This window comes from Pseudomonas sp. NFACC39-1 (genome assembly GCF_900110355.1).
GTDB classification, from domain to species: domain Bacteria; phylum Pseudomonadota; class Gammaproteobacteria; order Pseudomonadales; family Pseudomonadaceae; genus Aquipseudomonas; species Aquipseudomonas tehranensis.
Genome location: NZ_FODL01000015.1, coordinates 63,303 through 77,091 on the forward strand (window position 1 = coordinate 63,303; position 13,789 = coordinate 77,091).

Consider the following 13,789-nt stretch of genomic DNA (forward strand, 5'->3'; position numbering starts at 1 on the left):
TCCCACAGGGGATGCTTCAGGTCTTAGTGATTCATGCTCTGGAAATGCTCCAGCATCCGCTGCGCATCCGGCGCCACGCCGCTGAACAGCTCGAACGCCTTCACCGCTTGGAACACTGCCATGTTGCCGCCATCCAGCGTGCGGCAACCCAGCGCGCGGGCGTTGCGCAGCAGTTCGGTTTCCAGTGGGAAGTAGACGATTTCCGCGACCCACAACTCGCCCCGCAGCAGCTCGACCGGCACCGGCATGCCCGGCAGTTTAGCCATGCCCATGGGCGTGGTATTCACCAGGCCGTCCGCCTTGGCCATGGCGGCAGGCAAATCATGCCCGGCGCGGGCGCGGCCAGGACCGAAGTGTTGATTCAAGTTGTTTGCCAGCGCTTCGGCGCGGCTGACTTCAACATCAAAAATGCTCAGTGTCTGTGTGCCTTCTGCCAACAGCGCGTGGGCCACCGCCGCGCCTGCGCCACCGGCACCCATCTGGACCACATGCTTGCGCGCCACTTCACCCAGGCCGCGGCGAAACCCTTCGGCGAACCCCAGGCAGTCGGTGTTGTGGCCGATGCGTTTGCCCTCCTTGAACACCACGGTATTCACCGCGCCAATGCCCCTGGCCTCGGGCGACAGCTCGTCGAGCAACGGGATGATCGCCTGTTTGCAGGGGAAGGTGATGTTCAGGCCGGTGAAGTTCATATGCTCGGCGGCCTTGAGCAAATCGGGCAGGGCGCCGCTGTCGAGTTCCAGGGCGTCCAGATCGATCAGTCGATAGAGGTAGCGCATGCCCTGGGCATCGCCCTCGCGCTCATGCAGGGCAGGGGTGCGCGAAGCCTGGATGCCCGCACCAATCAGGCCGGCAAGCACGGTGATATTCGACATGCTCATCAACCCTTCAACCGCTGACTGAAATGCTCCAGCGCCAGGCGATAACCATGGCTGCCAAACCCGCACATCACACCGATGGCGACCGATGAAACAAAGGAGTGATGACGGAACGTTTCGCGGGCGTGGACGTTGGACAGGTGCACCTCGATCACCGGGACTTCGCTGGCGACCAGGGCATCGCGGATCGCCACCGAGGTGTGGGTCCAGGCTGCCGGGTTGATGACGATGCCGGCACACCGGCCGCGTGCGCCATGCACCCAGTCCAGCAATTCGCCTTCCTGATTGGTCTGGCGAAACTCCACCGTCAGGCCAAGTTCTTCAGCGGCACGACCGCATAGCGACGAGATGTCGGCCAGGGTTTCGTGGCCGTAGGTGGCCGGCTCGCGGGTGCCGAGCAGGTTCAGGTTCGGGCCGTTGAGCACCAGAACGATCGGAGGCATGGCAATTTCTCCACAATTTTTATTGTTGGGGTCGGCGGATTTCAGCCGGTGGAGATAAATTGTACTAGATGGTTAATTTGGTCAAACAAAGCCGAAGGCATCGGGCAATAAGTGTTCGATGATCGAACAGCGGTCCTCAGAGGTCGGTAATTTGGAGACGGAAACTGTGGCGAGGGAGCTTGCTCCCGCTCGGTTGCGCAGCAACCGCAAAAAGCTTGGGGCTGCTGCGCAGCCCAGCGGGAGCAAGCTCCCTCGCCACGGGGGGCTGTGCTTACCGCCGAGTCAACAACACCCCGGATTCCATGTGATGGGTCCAGGGGAATTGATCGAACATCGCGCAGCGGGTGATGCGGTGGGTATCGTGCAGTTGCGCGATGTTGGCGGCGAGGGTGTCGGGGTTGCAGGAGATGTACAGGATATTGTCGAAGCGCCGGGTCAGTTCGCAGGTGTCCGGGTCCATGCCGGCGCGGGGCGGATCGACGAAGACGCTGCCGAATTCGTAGCTTTTGAGGTCGATGCCATGCAAGCGACGGAACGGGCGGACTTCGTTCAGGGCCTGGGTCAATTCTTCGGCTGACAGGCGCACCAGCGTCACATTATCCACAGCGTTCTCGCTGAGGTTGCTCAGCGCGGCGTTCACCGACGTCTTGCTGATCTCGGTCGCCAGCACTTTGCGCACACGGGTGGCCAGAGGCAGGGTGAAGTTGCCGTTACCGCAGTACAGCTCCAGCAGATCATCACTGCGATCACCCAATGCCTCATAAGCCCAGTTGAGCATCTTCTGGTTCACGGTGCCGTTGGGCTGGGTGAAGGCGCCTTCAGGCTGGCGGTAGCTGAACGTGCGGCCACCGACGTCGAGTTTCTCCACCACGTAATCATGGCCGATCACTTCCCGTTTGCCCTTGGAGCGACCAATGATGCTCACGCCGAGGTCGTTCGCCAGCTTCGTGGCCGCTGCGTGCCAGTGCTCATCCAGCGGGCGGTGGTAACACAGGGTGATCATCGCATCGCCGGCCAGGGTGGTCAGGAACTCCACCTGGAACAGCTTGTGGCTCAGGGGCGCGCTGGCCTGCCAGGCGGCCTTGAGTTGCGGCATCAACTGATTGATGCGCAGGCTGGCAATGGGGAATTCCTCGATGAGGATCGGCGTGCGCTTGTCGTCCTGGGAGAACATCGCGTAATGCCGCTCGCCGGCCTCGCGCCACAGGCGGAATTCGGCCCGCAGGCGAAAGTGCTCCAGCGGTGAGTCGAACACCGCAGGCTGCGGTGCATCGAACGGGGCCAGCAGGTCACGCAAGCGGCTGACCTTGTCCTGGAGTTGAGCGGCGTAGGCCTGGGAATCAAAAGTCATGCGTTGAACCAACCCAACTTGATCACAAACAGAATCGACAGGATGACCAGCGCCGGGTTCAGCTCACGGCCACGGCCAGACACCAGTTTGATGGCGGTCCAGGCGATGAAGCCGAAGGCAATGCCGTTGGCGATGGAATAGGTGAACGGCATCGCCAGCGCGGTAATCACCACGGGAGCGGCCACGGTGATGTCGTCCCAGTCGATTTCCGCCAGGCCCGAGGTCATCAGCACGGCGACGAACAACAGCGCCGGCGCGGTGGCGAAGGCCGGGACGCTGGAGGCCAGTGGCGAGAAGAACAGCGCCAGCAGGAACAGGACCGCCACGACGATGGCGGTCAGGCCGGTGCGCCCGCCAGCGCTGACGCCCGCCGCCGATTCGATGTAGCTGGTGGTGGTGGAGGTGCCCAGCAGCGAGCCGGCCATGGCGGCGGTGCTGTCGGCGATCAGCGCCCGGCCCATTTTCGGCATGTGCCCGTCCTTGCCCATCAGTCCGGCGCGCTTGGCGACGCCGATCAGGGTGCCGGAATTGTCGAACAGATCGACGAACAGGAAGGCGAAAATCACGCTCACCAGACCGATGTCCAGGGCGCCCTTGATGTCCAGTTGCAGGAAGGTCGGCGCCAGCGATGGCGGCATGGACATGATTCCGCCGAACGGGGTGAAGCCCATCAGGATCGAGGCGAGGGTGACCGCCAGGATGCCGATCAGCACCGCTCCGCGCACCTTAAGCGCTTCGAGGCCAACGATCAGGATGAAGCCGAGGGTGGCGAGGATCGGCGCCGGTTGTTTCAAATCACCGAGGCCGACCATGGTTGCCGGGTTTTTCACCACGATGCCGGCATTATTCAGAGCGATCAGCGCCAGGAACAGGCCGATACCGGCGGCGATGGCCGAGCGCAGGGGCAGCGGGATGCTGTTGATGATCCATTCGCGGATGCGAAAGATCGACAGCAGGAAGAACAACACGGCGGAAATGAACACCGCGCCCAGCGCCACTTGCCAGGTATGGCCCATGTGCAGGACCACGGTGTAGGTGAAAAACGCGTTCAGGCCCATGCCCGGCGCGAGGGCGATCGGGTAGTTGGCGATCAACCCCATGGTTGCGGAACCGATGGCCGCCGCCAGGCAGGTGGCGACGAACAACGCTCCCTTGTCCATGCCGGTTTCGCCGAGGATGCTCGGGTTGACGAACAGAATGTAGGCCATGGCCAGGAAGGTCGTGACGCCCGCCAGAATCTCGGTCCGCACGTTGGTGTTGTGTGCCTTGAGTTGAAACAGCCTTTCCAGCATGTCTGCTCCCCGTGGCGCGCCGGGCGCCGTGAATGTATCGACCTCAACAGCAAAGCACAGACCGCCAGGGGCGCTCGGGAATTTTCTGTGGGTCGGAAAAAGCCGCGCATCATACCAGCAGCGTGGCGCAATGGCTGCGATCCTCGTCGATGTTTTGCCGACGCGCCAAGTGGGCCATACTGCCCGCGGTTCCGGGAGGTCTTTATGCATCGTATGAAAAAACACCTGTTGGCCGCATGGGCATGTGCGCTGGGCCTGGGGCTGCATTCGCAGGTCGTCAATGCCGCTTCGGCACCGCCCCTGAGCGAGGTCAAGGTGCTCAAGGTCGAGTCGCCCGCCTGTGGCTTCGAAGACATCGCCCAAGGGCAAGCGCAGACCCGTTGCAATCACAGCGGCCCGAGTATCAAGGTCTATGTGCTGGAGGTGGGTTACGGCCGTCAGCCCCATGTCACGCTGGACGGCTTTGACGTCGATGGCACCCGCTCGCCGGTGTGTGCGTTCAGCAATGGCAACCTGAATGACTGCTCGAACGGGACTCAAACGGTCGGCTATTTGTACATCTTCGATCTGAAGGGCAAGCAGGAAGGTACCTTCAGCTTCAGCAACCAGTCGATCAACGCCCCAGGCAACCGGATGGCGACCCAGCTGTACATCAAATGACCCGCCGCCCCTCTGTAGGAGCTGTCGAGCGAAGCGAGGCTGCGATCTTTCCCCCGGCGCTTGAACCCCCAGCCAAAGGTCAAAAGATCGCTCGAACCCGGCCCGAGCCTTCGGCAACTCCTACACTACAAGCATCACCCAGCGGAGAGCGCCCATGATTCCTGGAACCAAGATCCCCCGAGCCCTGATTGCCGTTGCCGAAGGTGTCGACGATTTGCAGACCGTCACGTTGATCGATGTGCTGCGCCGGGCTCAGGTCGAAGTGGTGGTGGCGAGTATCGAAGGGCGGCGGATGTTGACCTGCGCCCGTGGCACGCGGTTGACCGCCGATGGCATGCTGGTGGACTTGTTGGCGCAGGGCTTTGACCTGATCGTCCTGCCCGGCGGCATCATTGGTGCTCAACACCTGGCGGCGCACCAGCCTCTGCAACAATTGGTCAAGGACCAGGCCGCCGCCGGACGTGTCTTCGCCGCCATTGCCGAAGCCCCGGCCCTGGCCTTGCAAGCGTTCGGCGTACTGCGCCAGCGCCGCATGACCTGCCTGCCCGCCGTGAGCCAGCAACTGTCCGGTTGCAATTTTGTCGATCAGCCGGTGGTGGTGGACGGCAACTGCATCACCGCCCAAGGCTCCGCCGCCGCGCTGGCGTTTGCCTTGACGCTGGTGGAGCAACTCAGCGGCAAGGGCGTGAGGGGTGTGGTGGCGGCGGAGTTGCTGGCCTGAAACGCTTCAAGCCGGCAGCGGTCTGTGGCAAGGGCGCTTGCTCCCGCCAACATCAATGCAAGCTGACCTACCGCTATCGCGAGCAGGCTCGCTCCCACAGGAGTTTATGATGGATGCAGGATCTATGATCACCCGAAAGCCAATGTGGGAGCGAGCCTGCTCGCGATGGCGTCAGCACATTCAACCTCAATGCAAGCTGACCCACTAAAGGCGCTGGCTTCCAGCATCAATCATTTGTCTTGAACGCTCATCCCACCCCGAAGTCGTACCCCTTATGACGGCGGTTTGCGAAAACGCCGCGAGTGTACGACCAACCGTGAGGTGTTTATGAGCGCGACCTTGTCCGAAACGACACAGGCGTCCTTCGTCCGCCATCCGATCCGCCTGACGCTCAATGGCCAGGCACGCGAACTGCAAGTGCTGCCCTGGACCACGCTGCTGGACTTGCTGCGTGAGCAACTGGATTTGGTGGGCAGCAAGAAAGGCTGCGACCACGGTCAGTGTGGCGCTTGTACGGTGCTGCGCGACGGCAAGCGGATCAACGCCTGCCTGACGCTGGCGGTGATGTGCGACGGCGCTGAGCTGACCACCATCGAGGGGTTGGCCAACGGTGATCAGCTGCATCCCATGCAGCAGGCTTTCATCAAGCACGACGCCTTCCAGTGCGGTTACTGCACGCCTGGGCAGATCTGCTCTGCGGTGGGATTGGCCAACGAAGGCCGGGCACAGACTAAGGGGCAGATCAGCGAACTGATGAGCGGCAATCTCTGCCGGTGCGGCGCCTACAACAACATCCGTGACGCTATCGAAGAGGCATTGCCGCTCTGCCCGCAGCGGGGAGGTGATCAATGAACCCTTTCCAATACAGCAAGCCCGACACCGTGCAGGCCGCCGTCGACTTGTCGAGCCCGGTGTCCCGCTTCATTGCCGGTGGCACCAACCTGCTGGACTTGATGAAAGAAAACCTCACCCGCCCCGAGCACCTGATCGACATTACCGGGCTGCCCCTGGCGGATCTCAGTGAAACCCCTTCCGGCGGGGTGATGATCGGCGCGTTGGTGAGCAATGCCGACCTGGCCTGGCATCCCTGGATCCAGCGCCGCTATCCGCTGCTCTCCCAGGCCATCCTGGCGGGCGCCTCGCCGCAGTTGCGCAACATGGCCAGCACCGGCGGTAACCTCCTGCAACGCACCCGTTGTTATTACTTCTATGACGCCAACGTGCCGTGCAACAAGCGGCGCCCCGGCAGCGGTTGCCCGGCTCGGGACGGCTTGAATCGTATGCACGCGATATTCGGTGCCAGTGATCAATGTGTCGCCACGCACCCTTCCGACATGTGTGTGGCGCTGGCTGCCCTGGAGGCGGTGGTGCATGTTATCGGTCGGGGCGGGGCACGGACCATCGAGTTTGCTGACTTTCACCGCCTTCCCGGCGATGCCCCGGAACGGGACAACCAACTGGCCGATGATGAACTGATCACCGCTATTGAGTTACCTGCCGCCGGTTTCGCTGAACACAGCCATTACCTGAAAATTCGCGATCGGGCGTCCTACGCCTTTGCGCTGGTTTCGGTGGCGGCGGCGCTGGAGCTGGACGGTCCGGTGATACGCCAGGCGCGTCTGTCCCTGGGTGGCGTTGCCCACAAACCCTGGCGCGACCGGGCCGTGGAGAGTTGGCTGAGCGGCCAGACCGTCAGCCGCGAAACCTTCACTGCTGCCGCTGACGCGCTGTTGCAAAACGCCGAGCCGCTGGAACATAACGGCTTCAAGGTCAGACTGGCGCGCCGTGCGGTGGTCCGCGCCTTGAGCGATGCCGCACTGGTGGGAGGACACGCCTGATGAATGCTTCGAGCAAATCCATAGGGCAACCCCTTGACCGGGTCGATGGCCTGCTCAAGGTCACCGGCCAGGCCCGATATGCCGGCGAATACCCCGAGGACGGTTTGCTGCACGGCAGCGTCGTCTCCGGCAGCATCGCCCGTGGCCGCGTGCGGCGCATCGATGCCAGCCGAGCGTTGACGTTGCCCGGAGTGGTCACGGTGATCGACCACACCAACCGCCCCAGGATCGCCAGCTACGACGAGCCTTACCAAGACGCCGATGCGGCAGAGGGTTCGCCGTTCCGACCGCTGTATAACGATCAGGTACTCTACAGCGGCCAGCCATTGGCCTTGGTGGTCGCTGAAAATCTCGAGCTGGCCCGCTACGCCGGTTCGCTTATTGAAATCGAATATGAAGCCCAGGACCATCAGACCGATCTGGCCATCCTGCAAAACGAAGCCCATCCGGCTCCAGCAGAATTGCCCAAGCCCCGTGGGAATTTTCAGGGCGAGTACGCCAGTTCGGCCCTCAGTGTGGACGTGTCCTACAGCACACCGATCGAACACCACAACCCGATGGAGCCTCATGCCTCCACCGTGCTGTATCAGCCTGACGGCAGCCTGCACATCCACGACAAGACCCAAGGCACGCAAAACTGCCAGGCCTATGTGCAAAAGGTCTTCGGGCTTGAGCAAGACCAGGTGCGAGTGTTTGCCGCCTATGTGGGCGGCGCCTTCGGTTCCGGGCTGCGGCCACAGTACCAACTGCCCCTGGCGGTGATGGCGGCGCTGGCGCTCAAGCGCTCGGTGCGGGTCAGTCTGACGCGTCAGCAGATGTTTACGTTTGGCTATCGGCCACGGACCTTGCAGCGCGTGCAACTGGGGGCCGCGGCCAACGGGCGGCTGTTGGCGGTGGCGCATACGGCCATTGGCCAAACCTCACGCTTTGAGGATTTCACCGAACATGTCGTGGAGTGGAGCGGCATGCTCTATCACTGCGACAACGTCGAATTGACCTACAAACTGGTGCCGCTGGACGTCTATACGCCGCTGGACATGCGCGCCCCCGGCGCTGCCCTGGGACTGATCGGTCTGGAGTGCGCCATGGATGAACTGGCCTGTGCCCTGGCGATCGACCCGATCCAGCTGCGGTTGCTCAACTATGCCGAGCGTAACGAGAACGAAGGCAAACCCTATTCCAGCAAGGAGTTGCGTGAATGCTATGCCCAAGGTGCCCGTCGTTTCGGCTGGGACAAGCGCAACCCGGAACCGCGCAGCATGCGTGAAGGTCGGCAGTTGGTCGGTTGGGGCATGGCGGGCGGTGTGTGGGAGGCCATGCAGCAGAAGGCCAGCGCTCGGGCCTCGCTGGATGCCAACGGCCAGTTGACCGTCAGCAGCGCCACCACTGACATCGGTACCGGCACCTACACAGTCATGACCCAGATCGCTGCCCAAGCGTCAGGGATTTCCCTGGAAAACGTCACCTTTATCCTCGGAGATTCGTCGCTGCCGACTGCGCCGCTGCAGGGCGGCTCGTTCACCGTCTCGTCGGTGGGCACTGCCGTGCAGCAGGCCTGTGAAGCCCTGAACGAAAAACTCCTGGCTGTAGCGCGGCAGACCTGTCCTGCCTTTGCTGGCGCGACCCTTGAGCAAGTGACGTTTGCCGATGGTCAGCTACGTTTGGGCGAGGCCTGTGTCTCGTTGACAGAGCTGGCGCAAAAAAGCGGCGAGACACCCTTGCAGGTTCAGGTCACTGCCGAGCCGGAGGAAAAACGCCAAGCCTACGCCACGGCCACGCATTCGGCGGTGTTTGTCGAAGTGCTGGTGGATGAGGACTTGGGCACGGTGAAGGTCAGTCGGGTGGTCAGCGCCGTCGCCGCCGGACGGGTGATCAACCCGAAAACCGCGCGCAGTCAGATCCTCGGCGGCGTGGTTTGGGGTGTCGGTATGGCCTTGCACGAAGAAACCTTGACTGACCATGCCTTGGGCCGGCACATGAATCACAGCCTGGCGGAATACCATGTGCCGGTGAACGCCGACATCGGCGACATTGACGTGGTTTTTGTCGACGAGCACGACGAGATCGTCAATGCCCTCGGCTCCAAGGGCGTCGGTGAGATCGGCATTGTCGGTGTGGCGGCGGCCGTGGCCAATGCGATTTATCACGCCACCGGCAAACGGGTCCGGGACTTTCCCATCACGCTGGATAAATTGCTTTAGGTTTTCGCAGCTTCCACCGGTTCGTGCATCCGGTCACGGTTGGCCAGGGTCGGGAACAGTTTGATCCAGACCCCGGTCACCAGCAGCGTGCCGACACCGCCCATGACCACTGCCGGCACGGTGCCGAACCAATGGGCGGTCAGGCCGGACTCGAACTCGCCCAACTGGTTCGAGGCGCCGATGAACAGCCCGTTCACGGCGCTGACCCGGCCGCGCATTTCGTCCGGCGTTTCCAACTGCACGAAGGAGGCGCGGATCACCATGCTGATCATGTCTGCCGCGCCCAGCACCACCAGCACTGCCAACGAGAACCAGAACGAAGTGGAGAGGCCGAAGGCGATGGTGGCGACGCCGAACACGCCCACGGCGGTGAACATCACTCGACCGACCTTGCGCTCCACGGCAAACCGCGCCAGCCACAGCGACATCAGCAAGGCCCCCACCGCCGGAGCCGAGCGCAGCAGGCCCAGGCCCCAAGGGCCGGTGAGCAGAATGTCCTTGGCGAACACCGGCAAGAGCGCCGTCGCGCCGCCCAGCAGGACCGCGAACAGGTCCAGGGAAATCGCCCCGAGAATGTCCGGCTGGCTGCGGATGAAGCGAATCCCGGCCAGCAACGAATCCATGGTTGCCTTGCCTTTGTTCAGTGGCGTCTGGCGGGCGGGCAGGTTGAGCATCAGGCAGCAGGCGATGACGTAGAGCAACACGGTCGGGCCATAGACCCAGACGCTGCCAAAGGCATAGAGCAGACCGCCCAGGGCCGGGGCGACGATGGTCGCGGACTGCTGGGCCGACTGCGCGGCGGCGACGGCGCGGGGAAACAGCGCGGCCGGCACGATGCTCGGCAGCAGCGCCTGGGTGGTGGGCATCTCAAAGGAACGGGCGGCGCCAAGCAGGAAGGCGAGGATGAAGATCATCTCCCGCGTGACGTTATCAGTGGCACTGCCGATGACCAGCGCCAGGGCAATCAGTGCCTGCAACGACTGGCAGATCGCCGCGACCTTGCGGCGATCATAGCGGTCGGCCACATGCCCGGTGTGCAGCATGAACAGCACGCGCGGAGCAAACTCCACCAACCCTACAAGACCCAGGTCCAATACGTTGCCGGTCAGTTGATAGAGATTCCAGCCGATGGCCACCGTGAGCATCTGGAAACCACTGGCGGTGAAGATACGGGCCAGCCAGAAGGCGATGAAGGGGCGATGGTGGCGGAGCAGCAATGGCGCTTGGCTGGGCATCTATGACGGGTCCGGTGATGAGGGCATCGAGATTATCACCGAGTTGTAACCGGAGGTTGCGGTTGCCGGAAAAATAGTTAGCCAAGCATCGATTTAGATCGAGATGCAATTTTTGTGGCGAGGGAATTATCCCTGTGTGGGAGCAAGGCTTGCCCGCGATGAAGGCGACGCGGTCGTTCAGATATCGGAGGTGACTGTTTCGCGAGCAAGCTTTGCTCCCACAAAGCGGGGATAAATCCCCTCGCCACAAGAGACTTCACCGATGCCCACAGCTCTATCGCGCACTGAGACAACCTGTCACGCGACAAAAGACCACGCCGTCCATCGGCGATAATGCGACTACTCTTTGAACATTGCTTGATCCAGGTCAATACCCTCCGGGCCTTGGGCTGGCGGCCATCCGGCCATGTTCCTGCGTTGTGACGGTTTAAAAAAAGAACGATTTGAAAAGCGTCGCACTCCATATCCCTGGAGGTTGCGACGCAAGCCCCGCCCGCAGCCGGTTTTACCTGACAGAGGAAGACTTATGTTCGGTTTGGAGGCGCTCGATCTCGCCCGAATCCAATTCGCGTTCACCATCTCGTTCCATATCCTGTTCCCGGCCATCACCATCGGCCTGGCGAGTTACCTGGCGGTACTCGAGGGCTTGTGGCTCAAGACCCGCGACGACACCTACCGCGACCTGTACCACTTCTGGTCGAAGATCTTCGCCGTCAACTTCGGCATGGGGGTGGTATCCGGGTTGGTCATGGCCTATCAGTTCGGGACCAACTGGAGTCGTTTCTCTGATTTTGCCGGCGCGGTCACCGGGCCGCTGCTGACTTACGAGGTGCTCACGGCGTTCTTCCTCGAGGCAGGGTTTCTGGGGGTGATGCTGTTCGGGTGGAATCGCGTCGGGCGTGGTCTGCATTTCTTTTCCACAGTCATGGTAGCGATCGGCACGCTCATCTCGACGTTCTGGATCCTGTCCTCCAACAGCTGGATGCAGACTCCTCAGGGCTACGAAATCATCGATGGCCGGGTCATCCCGGTGGACTGGTTGGCGGTGGTGTTCAACCCCTCGTTCCCTTATCGCCTGTTGCACATGTCCACGGCAGCGTTTGTCGCCACGGCGTTTTTCGTCGGTTCGTCGGCGGCCTGGCACTTGTTGCGCGGTCGCGACACCCCGGCCATTCGCCGCATGCTGTCGATGGCGATGTGGATGGCCTTGCTGGTAGCGCCGATACAGGCGGTCATCGGCGACTTCCATGGGCTCAATACCCTCAAGCATCAACCGGCCAAGATCGCCGCCATCGAAGGGCACTGGGAGAACGTCGGCAATGAGCCGACCCCGCTGATTCTGTTCGGCTGGCCAGACATGCAAGCCGAAAAAACCAGGTTCGCCGTGGAGATCCCGTATCTGGGTAGCCTGATCCTGACCCACAGCCTGGACAAGCAGGTGCCGGCCCTCAAGGAGTTCCCGCCTGAAGACCGACCGAATTCGACCATTGTGTTCTGGTCGTTCCGGGTCATGGTGGGCCTGGGCCTGCTGATGATTTTCACCGGTCTGTGCAGTCTCTGGTTGCGCCGTAATGACCGGCTCTACCAATCGCGACCGTTCCTCCACATGGTGTTGTGGATGGGCCCGTCCGGGCTGATCGCGATCCTGGCAGGCTGGTTCACCACTGAAATCGGTCGCCAGCCCTGGGTGGTCTACGGCCTGATGCGCACCGCCGATGCTTCGTCCGGCCACAGCTTTGCGCAGATGAGTATCACGCTTGTGCTGTTCGTCGTGGTGTATTTCGCGCTGTTCGGTGCGGGGCTGAGCTACATGCTGCGCTTGGTGCGCAAGGGGCCGGAAGCCCATGAAGACGAGCCGGCCGATGGTGGCCCTGGTCAGAAACGTACCCCGGCCCGTCCATTGTCCGCCGCCGATGATGGCGACGACGATACGGACCATAACGACAGCTCGCACAAGGGGAATTGAGTCATGGGTATTGATCTTCCGCTGATCTGGGCCGTGGTCATCATCTTCGGCATCATGATGTACGTGATCATGGATGGCTTTGATCTGGGGATCGGCATTCTCTTCCCCTTCGTCAAGGGCGAGCGTGATCGTGACGTGATGATGAACACCGTGGCGCCCGTCTGGGACGGTAACGAAACCTGGCTGGTGCTGGGCGGCGCGGGCCTGTTCGGAGCGTTCCCGTTGGCTTATTCGGTGGTGCTTTCGGCGCTGTACCTGCCGCTGATCCTGATGCTCATCGGGCTGATTTTCCGCGGCGTGGCCTTTGAGTTTCGCTTCAAGGCCAAGGCTGACAAGCGCCATCTGTGGGACAAGGCGTTCATCGGCGGCTCCCTGACGGCCACCTTCTTCCAGGGGGTGGCGCTGGGAGCGTTCATCGATGGATTCGAAGTGGTCGATCGCCAGTTCGCCGGCGGCTCCCTGGACTGGTTCACACCGTTCACCGTCTTCTGTGGGCTGGCCTTGATCGTCGCCTACGCCTTGCTCGGCTGCACCTGGCTGATCATGAAAACCGAAGGCAAGTTGCAGGAGCAGATGCATAACCTGGCCAGGCCGCTGGCGTTCGGGGTGCTGGCGGTGATCGGTATCGTCAGTATCTGGACCCCGCTGGCCCACGCTGATATCGCGGCGCGCTGGTTTACCCTGCCGAATCTGTTCTGGTTCCTGCCGGTGCCGATCCTGGTGCTGGTGACCATGTACGGGTTGTTTCGCGCCGTCGCCCGCAACGCCAACTACACGCCGTTCCTTCTGACGCTGGCGCTGATCTTTCTCGGTTACAGCGGTCTGGGCATCAGCTTGTGGCCGAACATCGTACCGCCATCCATCTCCATCTGGGACGCGGCGTCACCGCCACAGAGCCAGGGGTTCATGCTGGTCGGGACGCTGTTCATCATTCCTTTGATTCTGGTGTACACCTTCTGGAGCTACTACGTGTTCCGGGGCAAGGTGACCCATGACGACGGCTACCATTGATTGACCTGCGAGGCATTGAAAATGGCCAAGCCTGATTTGAAAGACATCGAAGCGGCTGAAAAGAAGCCGCTCTGGCAGCGGCTTGGCTGGCTGGCGCTGATCTGGGCCGGCAGTGTGCTGGCGCTGTTTATTGTCGCCAGCCTGATGCGGATGTTCATGAGCGCCGCAGGGCTGACCACCCACTGACCCTCCC

General features: G+C 62.0%; 13 protein-coding genes. 8 read left to right on the forward strand and 5 right to left on the reverse strand.

Annotated elements, in window-relative coordinates:
• Window positions 1–23 precede the first annotated feature (23 nt).
• From BMY45_RS23755 to BMY45_RS23770, 4 genes are all read right to left on the reverse strand, one after another.
• Window positions 24–875 (reverse strand): shikimate dehydrogenase, encoded by an 852-nt coding sequence (locus tag BMY45_RS23755; protein ID WP_371913971.1) that lies wholly within the window; start codon window positions 873–875, stop codon window positions 24–26.
• A 5-nt stretch (window positions 876–880) separates the two neighbouring features.
• Window positions 881–1,321 (reverse strand): type II 3-dehydroquinate dehydratase, encoded by a 441-nt coding sequence (gene aroQ, locus BMY45_RS23760; RefSeq protein ID WP_092402322.1) that lies wholly within the window; start codon window positions 1,319–1,321, stop codon window positions 881–883.
• A 271-nt stretch (window positions 1,322–1,592) separates the two neighbouring features.
• Window positions 1,593–2,672, reverse strand: a complete 1,080-nt coding sequence (gene trmA / locus BMY45_RS23765) for a tRNA (uridine(54)-C5)-methyltransferase TrmA (RefSeq protein ID WP_092402325.1) — start codon at window positions 2,670–2,672, stop codon at window positions 1,593–1,595.
• Entirely contained in the window at window positions 2,669–3,964 is a 1,296-nt protein-coding gene (locus BMY45_RS23770; RefSeq protein WP_092402327.1) for an NCS2 family permease, read from the reverse strand. The genes trmA and BMY45_RS23770 overlap by 4 nt, the downstream gene beginning before the upstream one ends.
• A gap of 204 nt (window positions 3,965–4,168) precedes the next feature.
• Here BMY45_RS23770 and BMY45_RS23775 point away from each other — a divergent pair, with 204 nt between their 5' ends.
• The 5 genes from BMY45_RS23775 (at window position 4,169) to BMY45_RS23795 (ending at window position 9,384) form a co-directional block, all read left to right on the forward strand.
• The gene (locus BMY45_RS23775) at window positions 4,169–4,624 is read left to right on the forward strand and encodes a DUF4879 domain-containing protein (protein WP_092402330.1); all 456 of its coding nucleotides are present in this window, start codon (window positions 4,169–4,171) and stop codon (window positions 4,622–4,624) included.
• Between the two features lie 154 nt (window positions 4,625–4,778).
• Complete coding sequence (locus tag BMY45_RS23780) at window positions 4,779–5,345, forward strand: DJ-1 family glyoxalase III (protein WP_092402334.1); 567 nt, start codon at window positions 4,779–4,781, stop codon at window positions 5,343–5,345.
• A gap of 327 nt (window positions 5,346–5,672) precedes the next feature.
• Entirely contained in the window at window positions 5,673–6,197 is a 525-nt protein-coding gene (locus tag BMY45_RS23785) for a (2Fe-2S)-binding protein (protein WP_092402337.1), read from the forward strand.
• Window positions 6,194–7,183: an FAD binding domain-containing protein gene (locus BMY45_RS23790; protein ID WP_092402340.1), complete on the forward strand. Its 990-nt coding sequence runs from the start codon at window positions 6,194–6,196 to the stop codon at window positions 7,181–7,183. The genes BMY45_RS23785 and BMY45_RS23790 overlap by 4 nt, the downstream gene beginning before the upstream one ends.
• A complete protein-coding gene (locus BMY45_RS23795; protein WP_092402343.1) occupies window positions 7,183–9,384 on the forward strand; it encodes a xanthine dehydrogenase family protein molybdopterin-binding subunit in 2,202 nt (733 codons plus the stop codon). The genes BMY45_RS23790 and BMY45_RS23795 overlap by 1 nt, the downstream gene beginning before the upstream one ends.
• On the opposite strand, the gene BMY45_RS23800 is transcribed toward BMY45_RS23795, so the two are convergent.
• Complete coding sequence (locus BMY45_RS23800) at window positions 9,381–10,619, reverse strand: MFS transporter (protein ID WP_092402346.1); 1,239 nt, start codon at window positions 10,617–10,619, stop codon at window positions 9,381–9,383. The two genes, BMY45_RS23795 and BMY45_RS23800, sit on opposite strands and share 4 nt — an antisense overlap.
• A 526-nt stretch (window positions 10,620–11,145) precedes the next feature.
• Here BMY45_RS23800 and BMY45_RS23805 point away from each other — a divergent pair.
• Genes BMY45_RS23805 through BMY45_RS23815 form a run of 3 tightly spaced genes read left to right on the forward strand, consistent with a single transcriptional unit; the run spans window position 11,146 to window position 13,782 of the window.
• Window positions 11,146–12,585, forward strand: a complete 1,440-nt coding sequence (locus BMY45_RS23805) for a cytochrome ubiquinol oxidase subunit I (RefSeq protein ID WP_092402349.1) — start codon at window positions 11,146–11,148, stop codon at window positions 12,583–12,585.
• A gap of 3 nt (window positions 12,586–12,588) precedes the next feature.
• On the forward strand, window positions 12,589–13,596 hold the full coding sequence (gene cydB / locus BMY45_RS23810) for a cytochrome d ubiquinol oxidase subunit II (RefSeq protein WP_092402352.1): 1,008 nt from the start codon (window positions 12,589–12,591) through the stop codon (window positions 13,594–13,596).
• Between the two features lie 21 nt (window positions 13,597–13,617).
• On the forward strand, window positions 13,618–13,782 hold the full coding sequence (locus tag BMY45_RS23815; RefSeq protein WP_092402355.1) for a DUF2474 domain-containing protein: 165 nt from the start codon (window positions 13,618–13,620) through the stop codon (window positions 13,780–13,782).
• Window positions 13,783–13,789: the final 7 nt, after the last annotated feature.

Bases quoted from the DNA above. Each gene is read 5' to 3' on its own strand.
- BMY45_RS23755 (WP_371913971.1), bottom strand. From the start codon at position 875: ATGTCGAATATCACCGTGCTTGCCGGCCTGATTGGTGCGGGCATCCAG.
- aroQ (WP_092402322.1), bottom strand. From the start codon at position 1,321: ATGCCTCCGATCGTTCTGGTGCTCAACGGCCCGAACCTGAACCTGCTC.
- trmA (WP_092402325.1), bottom strand. From the start codon at position 2,672: ATGACTTTTGATTCCCAGGCCTACGCCGCTCAACTCCAGGACAAGGTC.
- BMY45_RS23770 (WP_092402327.1), bottom strand. From the start codon at position 3,964: ATGCTGGAAAGGCTGTTTCAACTCAAGGCACACAACACCAACGTGCGG.
- BMY45_RS23775 (WP_092402330.1), top strand. From the start codon at position 4,169: ATGCATCGTATGAAAAAACACCTGTTGGCCGCATGGGCATGTGCGCTG.
- BMY45_RS23780 (WP_092402334.1), top strand. From the start codon at position 4,779: ATGATTCCTGGAACCAAGATCCCCCGAGCCCTGATTGCCGTTGCCGAA.
- BMY45_RS23785 (WP_092402337.1), top strand. From the start codon at position 5,673: ATGAGCGCGACCTTGTCCGAAACGACACAGGCGTCCTTCGTCCGCCAT.
- BMY45_RS23790 (WP_092402340.1), top strand. From the start codon at position 6,194: ATGAACCCTTTCCAATACAGCAAGCCCGACACCGTGCAGGCCGCCGTC.
- BMY45_RS23795 (WP_092402343.1), top strand. From the start codon at position 7,183: ATGAATGCTTCGAGCAAATCCATAGGGCAACCCCTTGACCGGGTCGAT.
- BMY45_RS23800 (WP_092402346.1), bottom strand. From the start codon at position 10,619: ATGCCCAGCCAAGCGCCATTGCTGCTCCGCCACCATCGCCCCTTCATC.
- BMY45_RS23805 (WP_092402349.1), top strand. From the start codon at position 11,146: ATGTTCGGTTTGGAGGCGCTCGATCTCGCCCGAATCCAATTCGCGTTC.
- cydB (WP_092402352.1), top strand. From the start codon at position 12,589: ATGGGTATTGATCTTCCGCTGATCTGGGCCGTGGTCATCATCTTCGGC.
- BMY45_RS23815 (WP_092402355.1), top strand. From the start codon at position 13,618: ATGGCCAAGCCTGATTTGAAAGACATCGAAGCGGCTGAAAAGAAGCCG.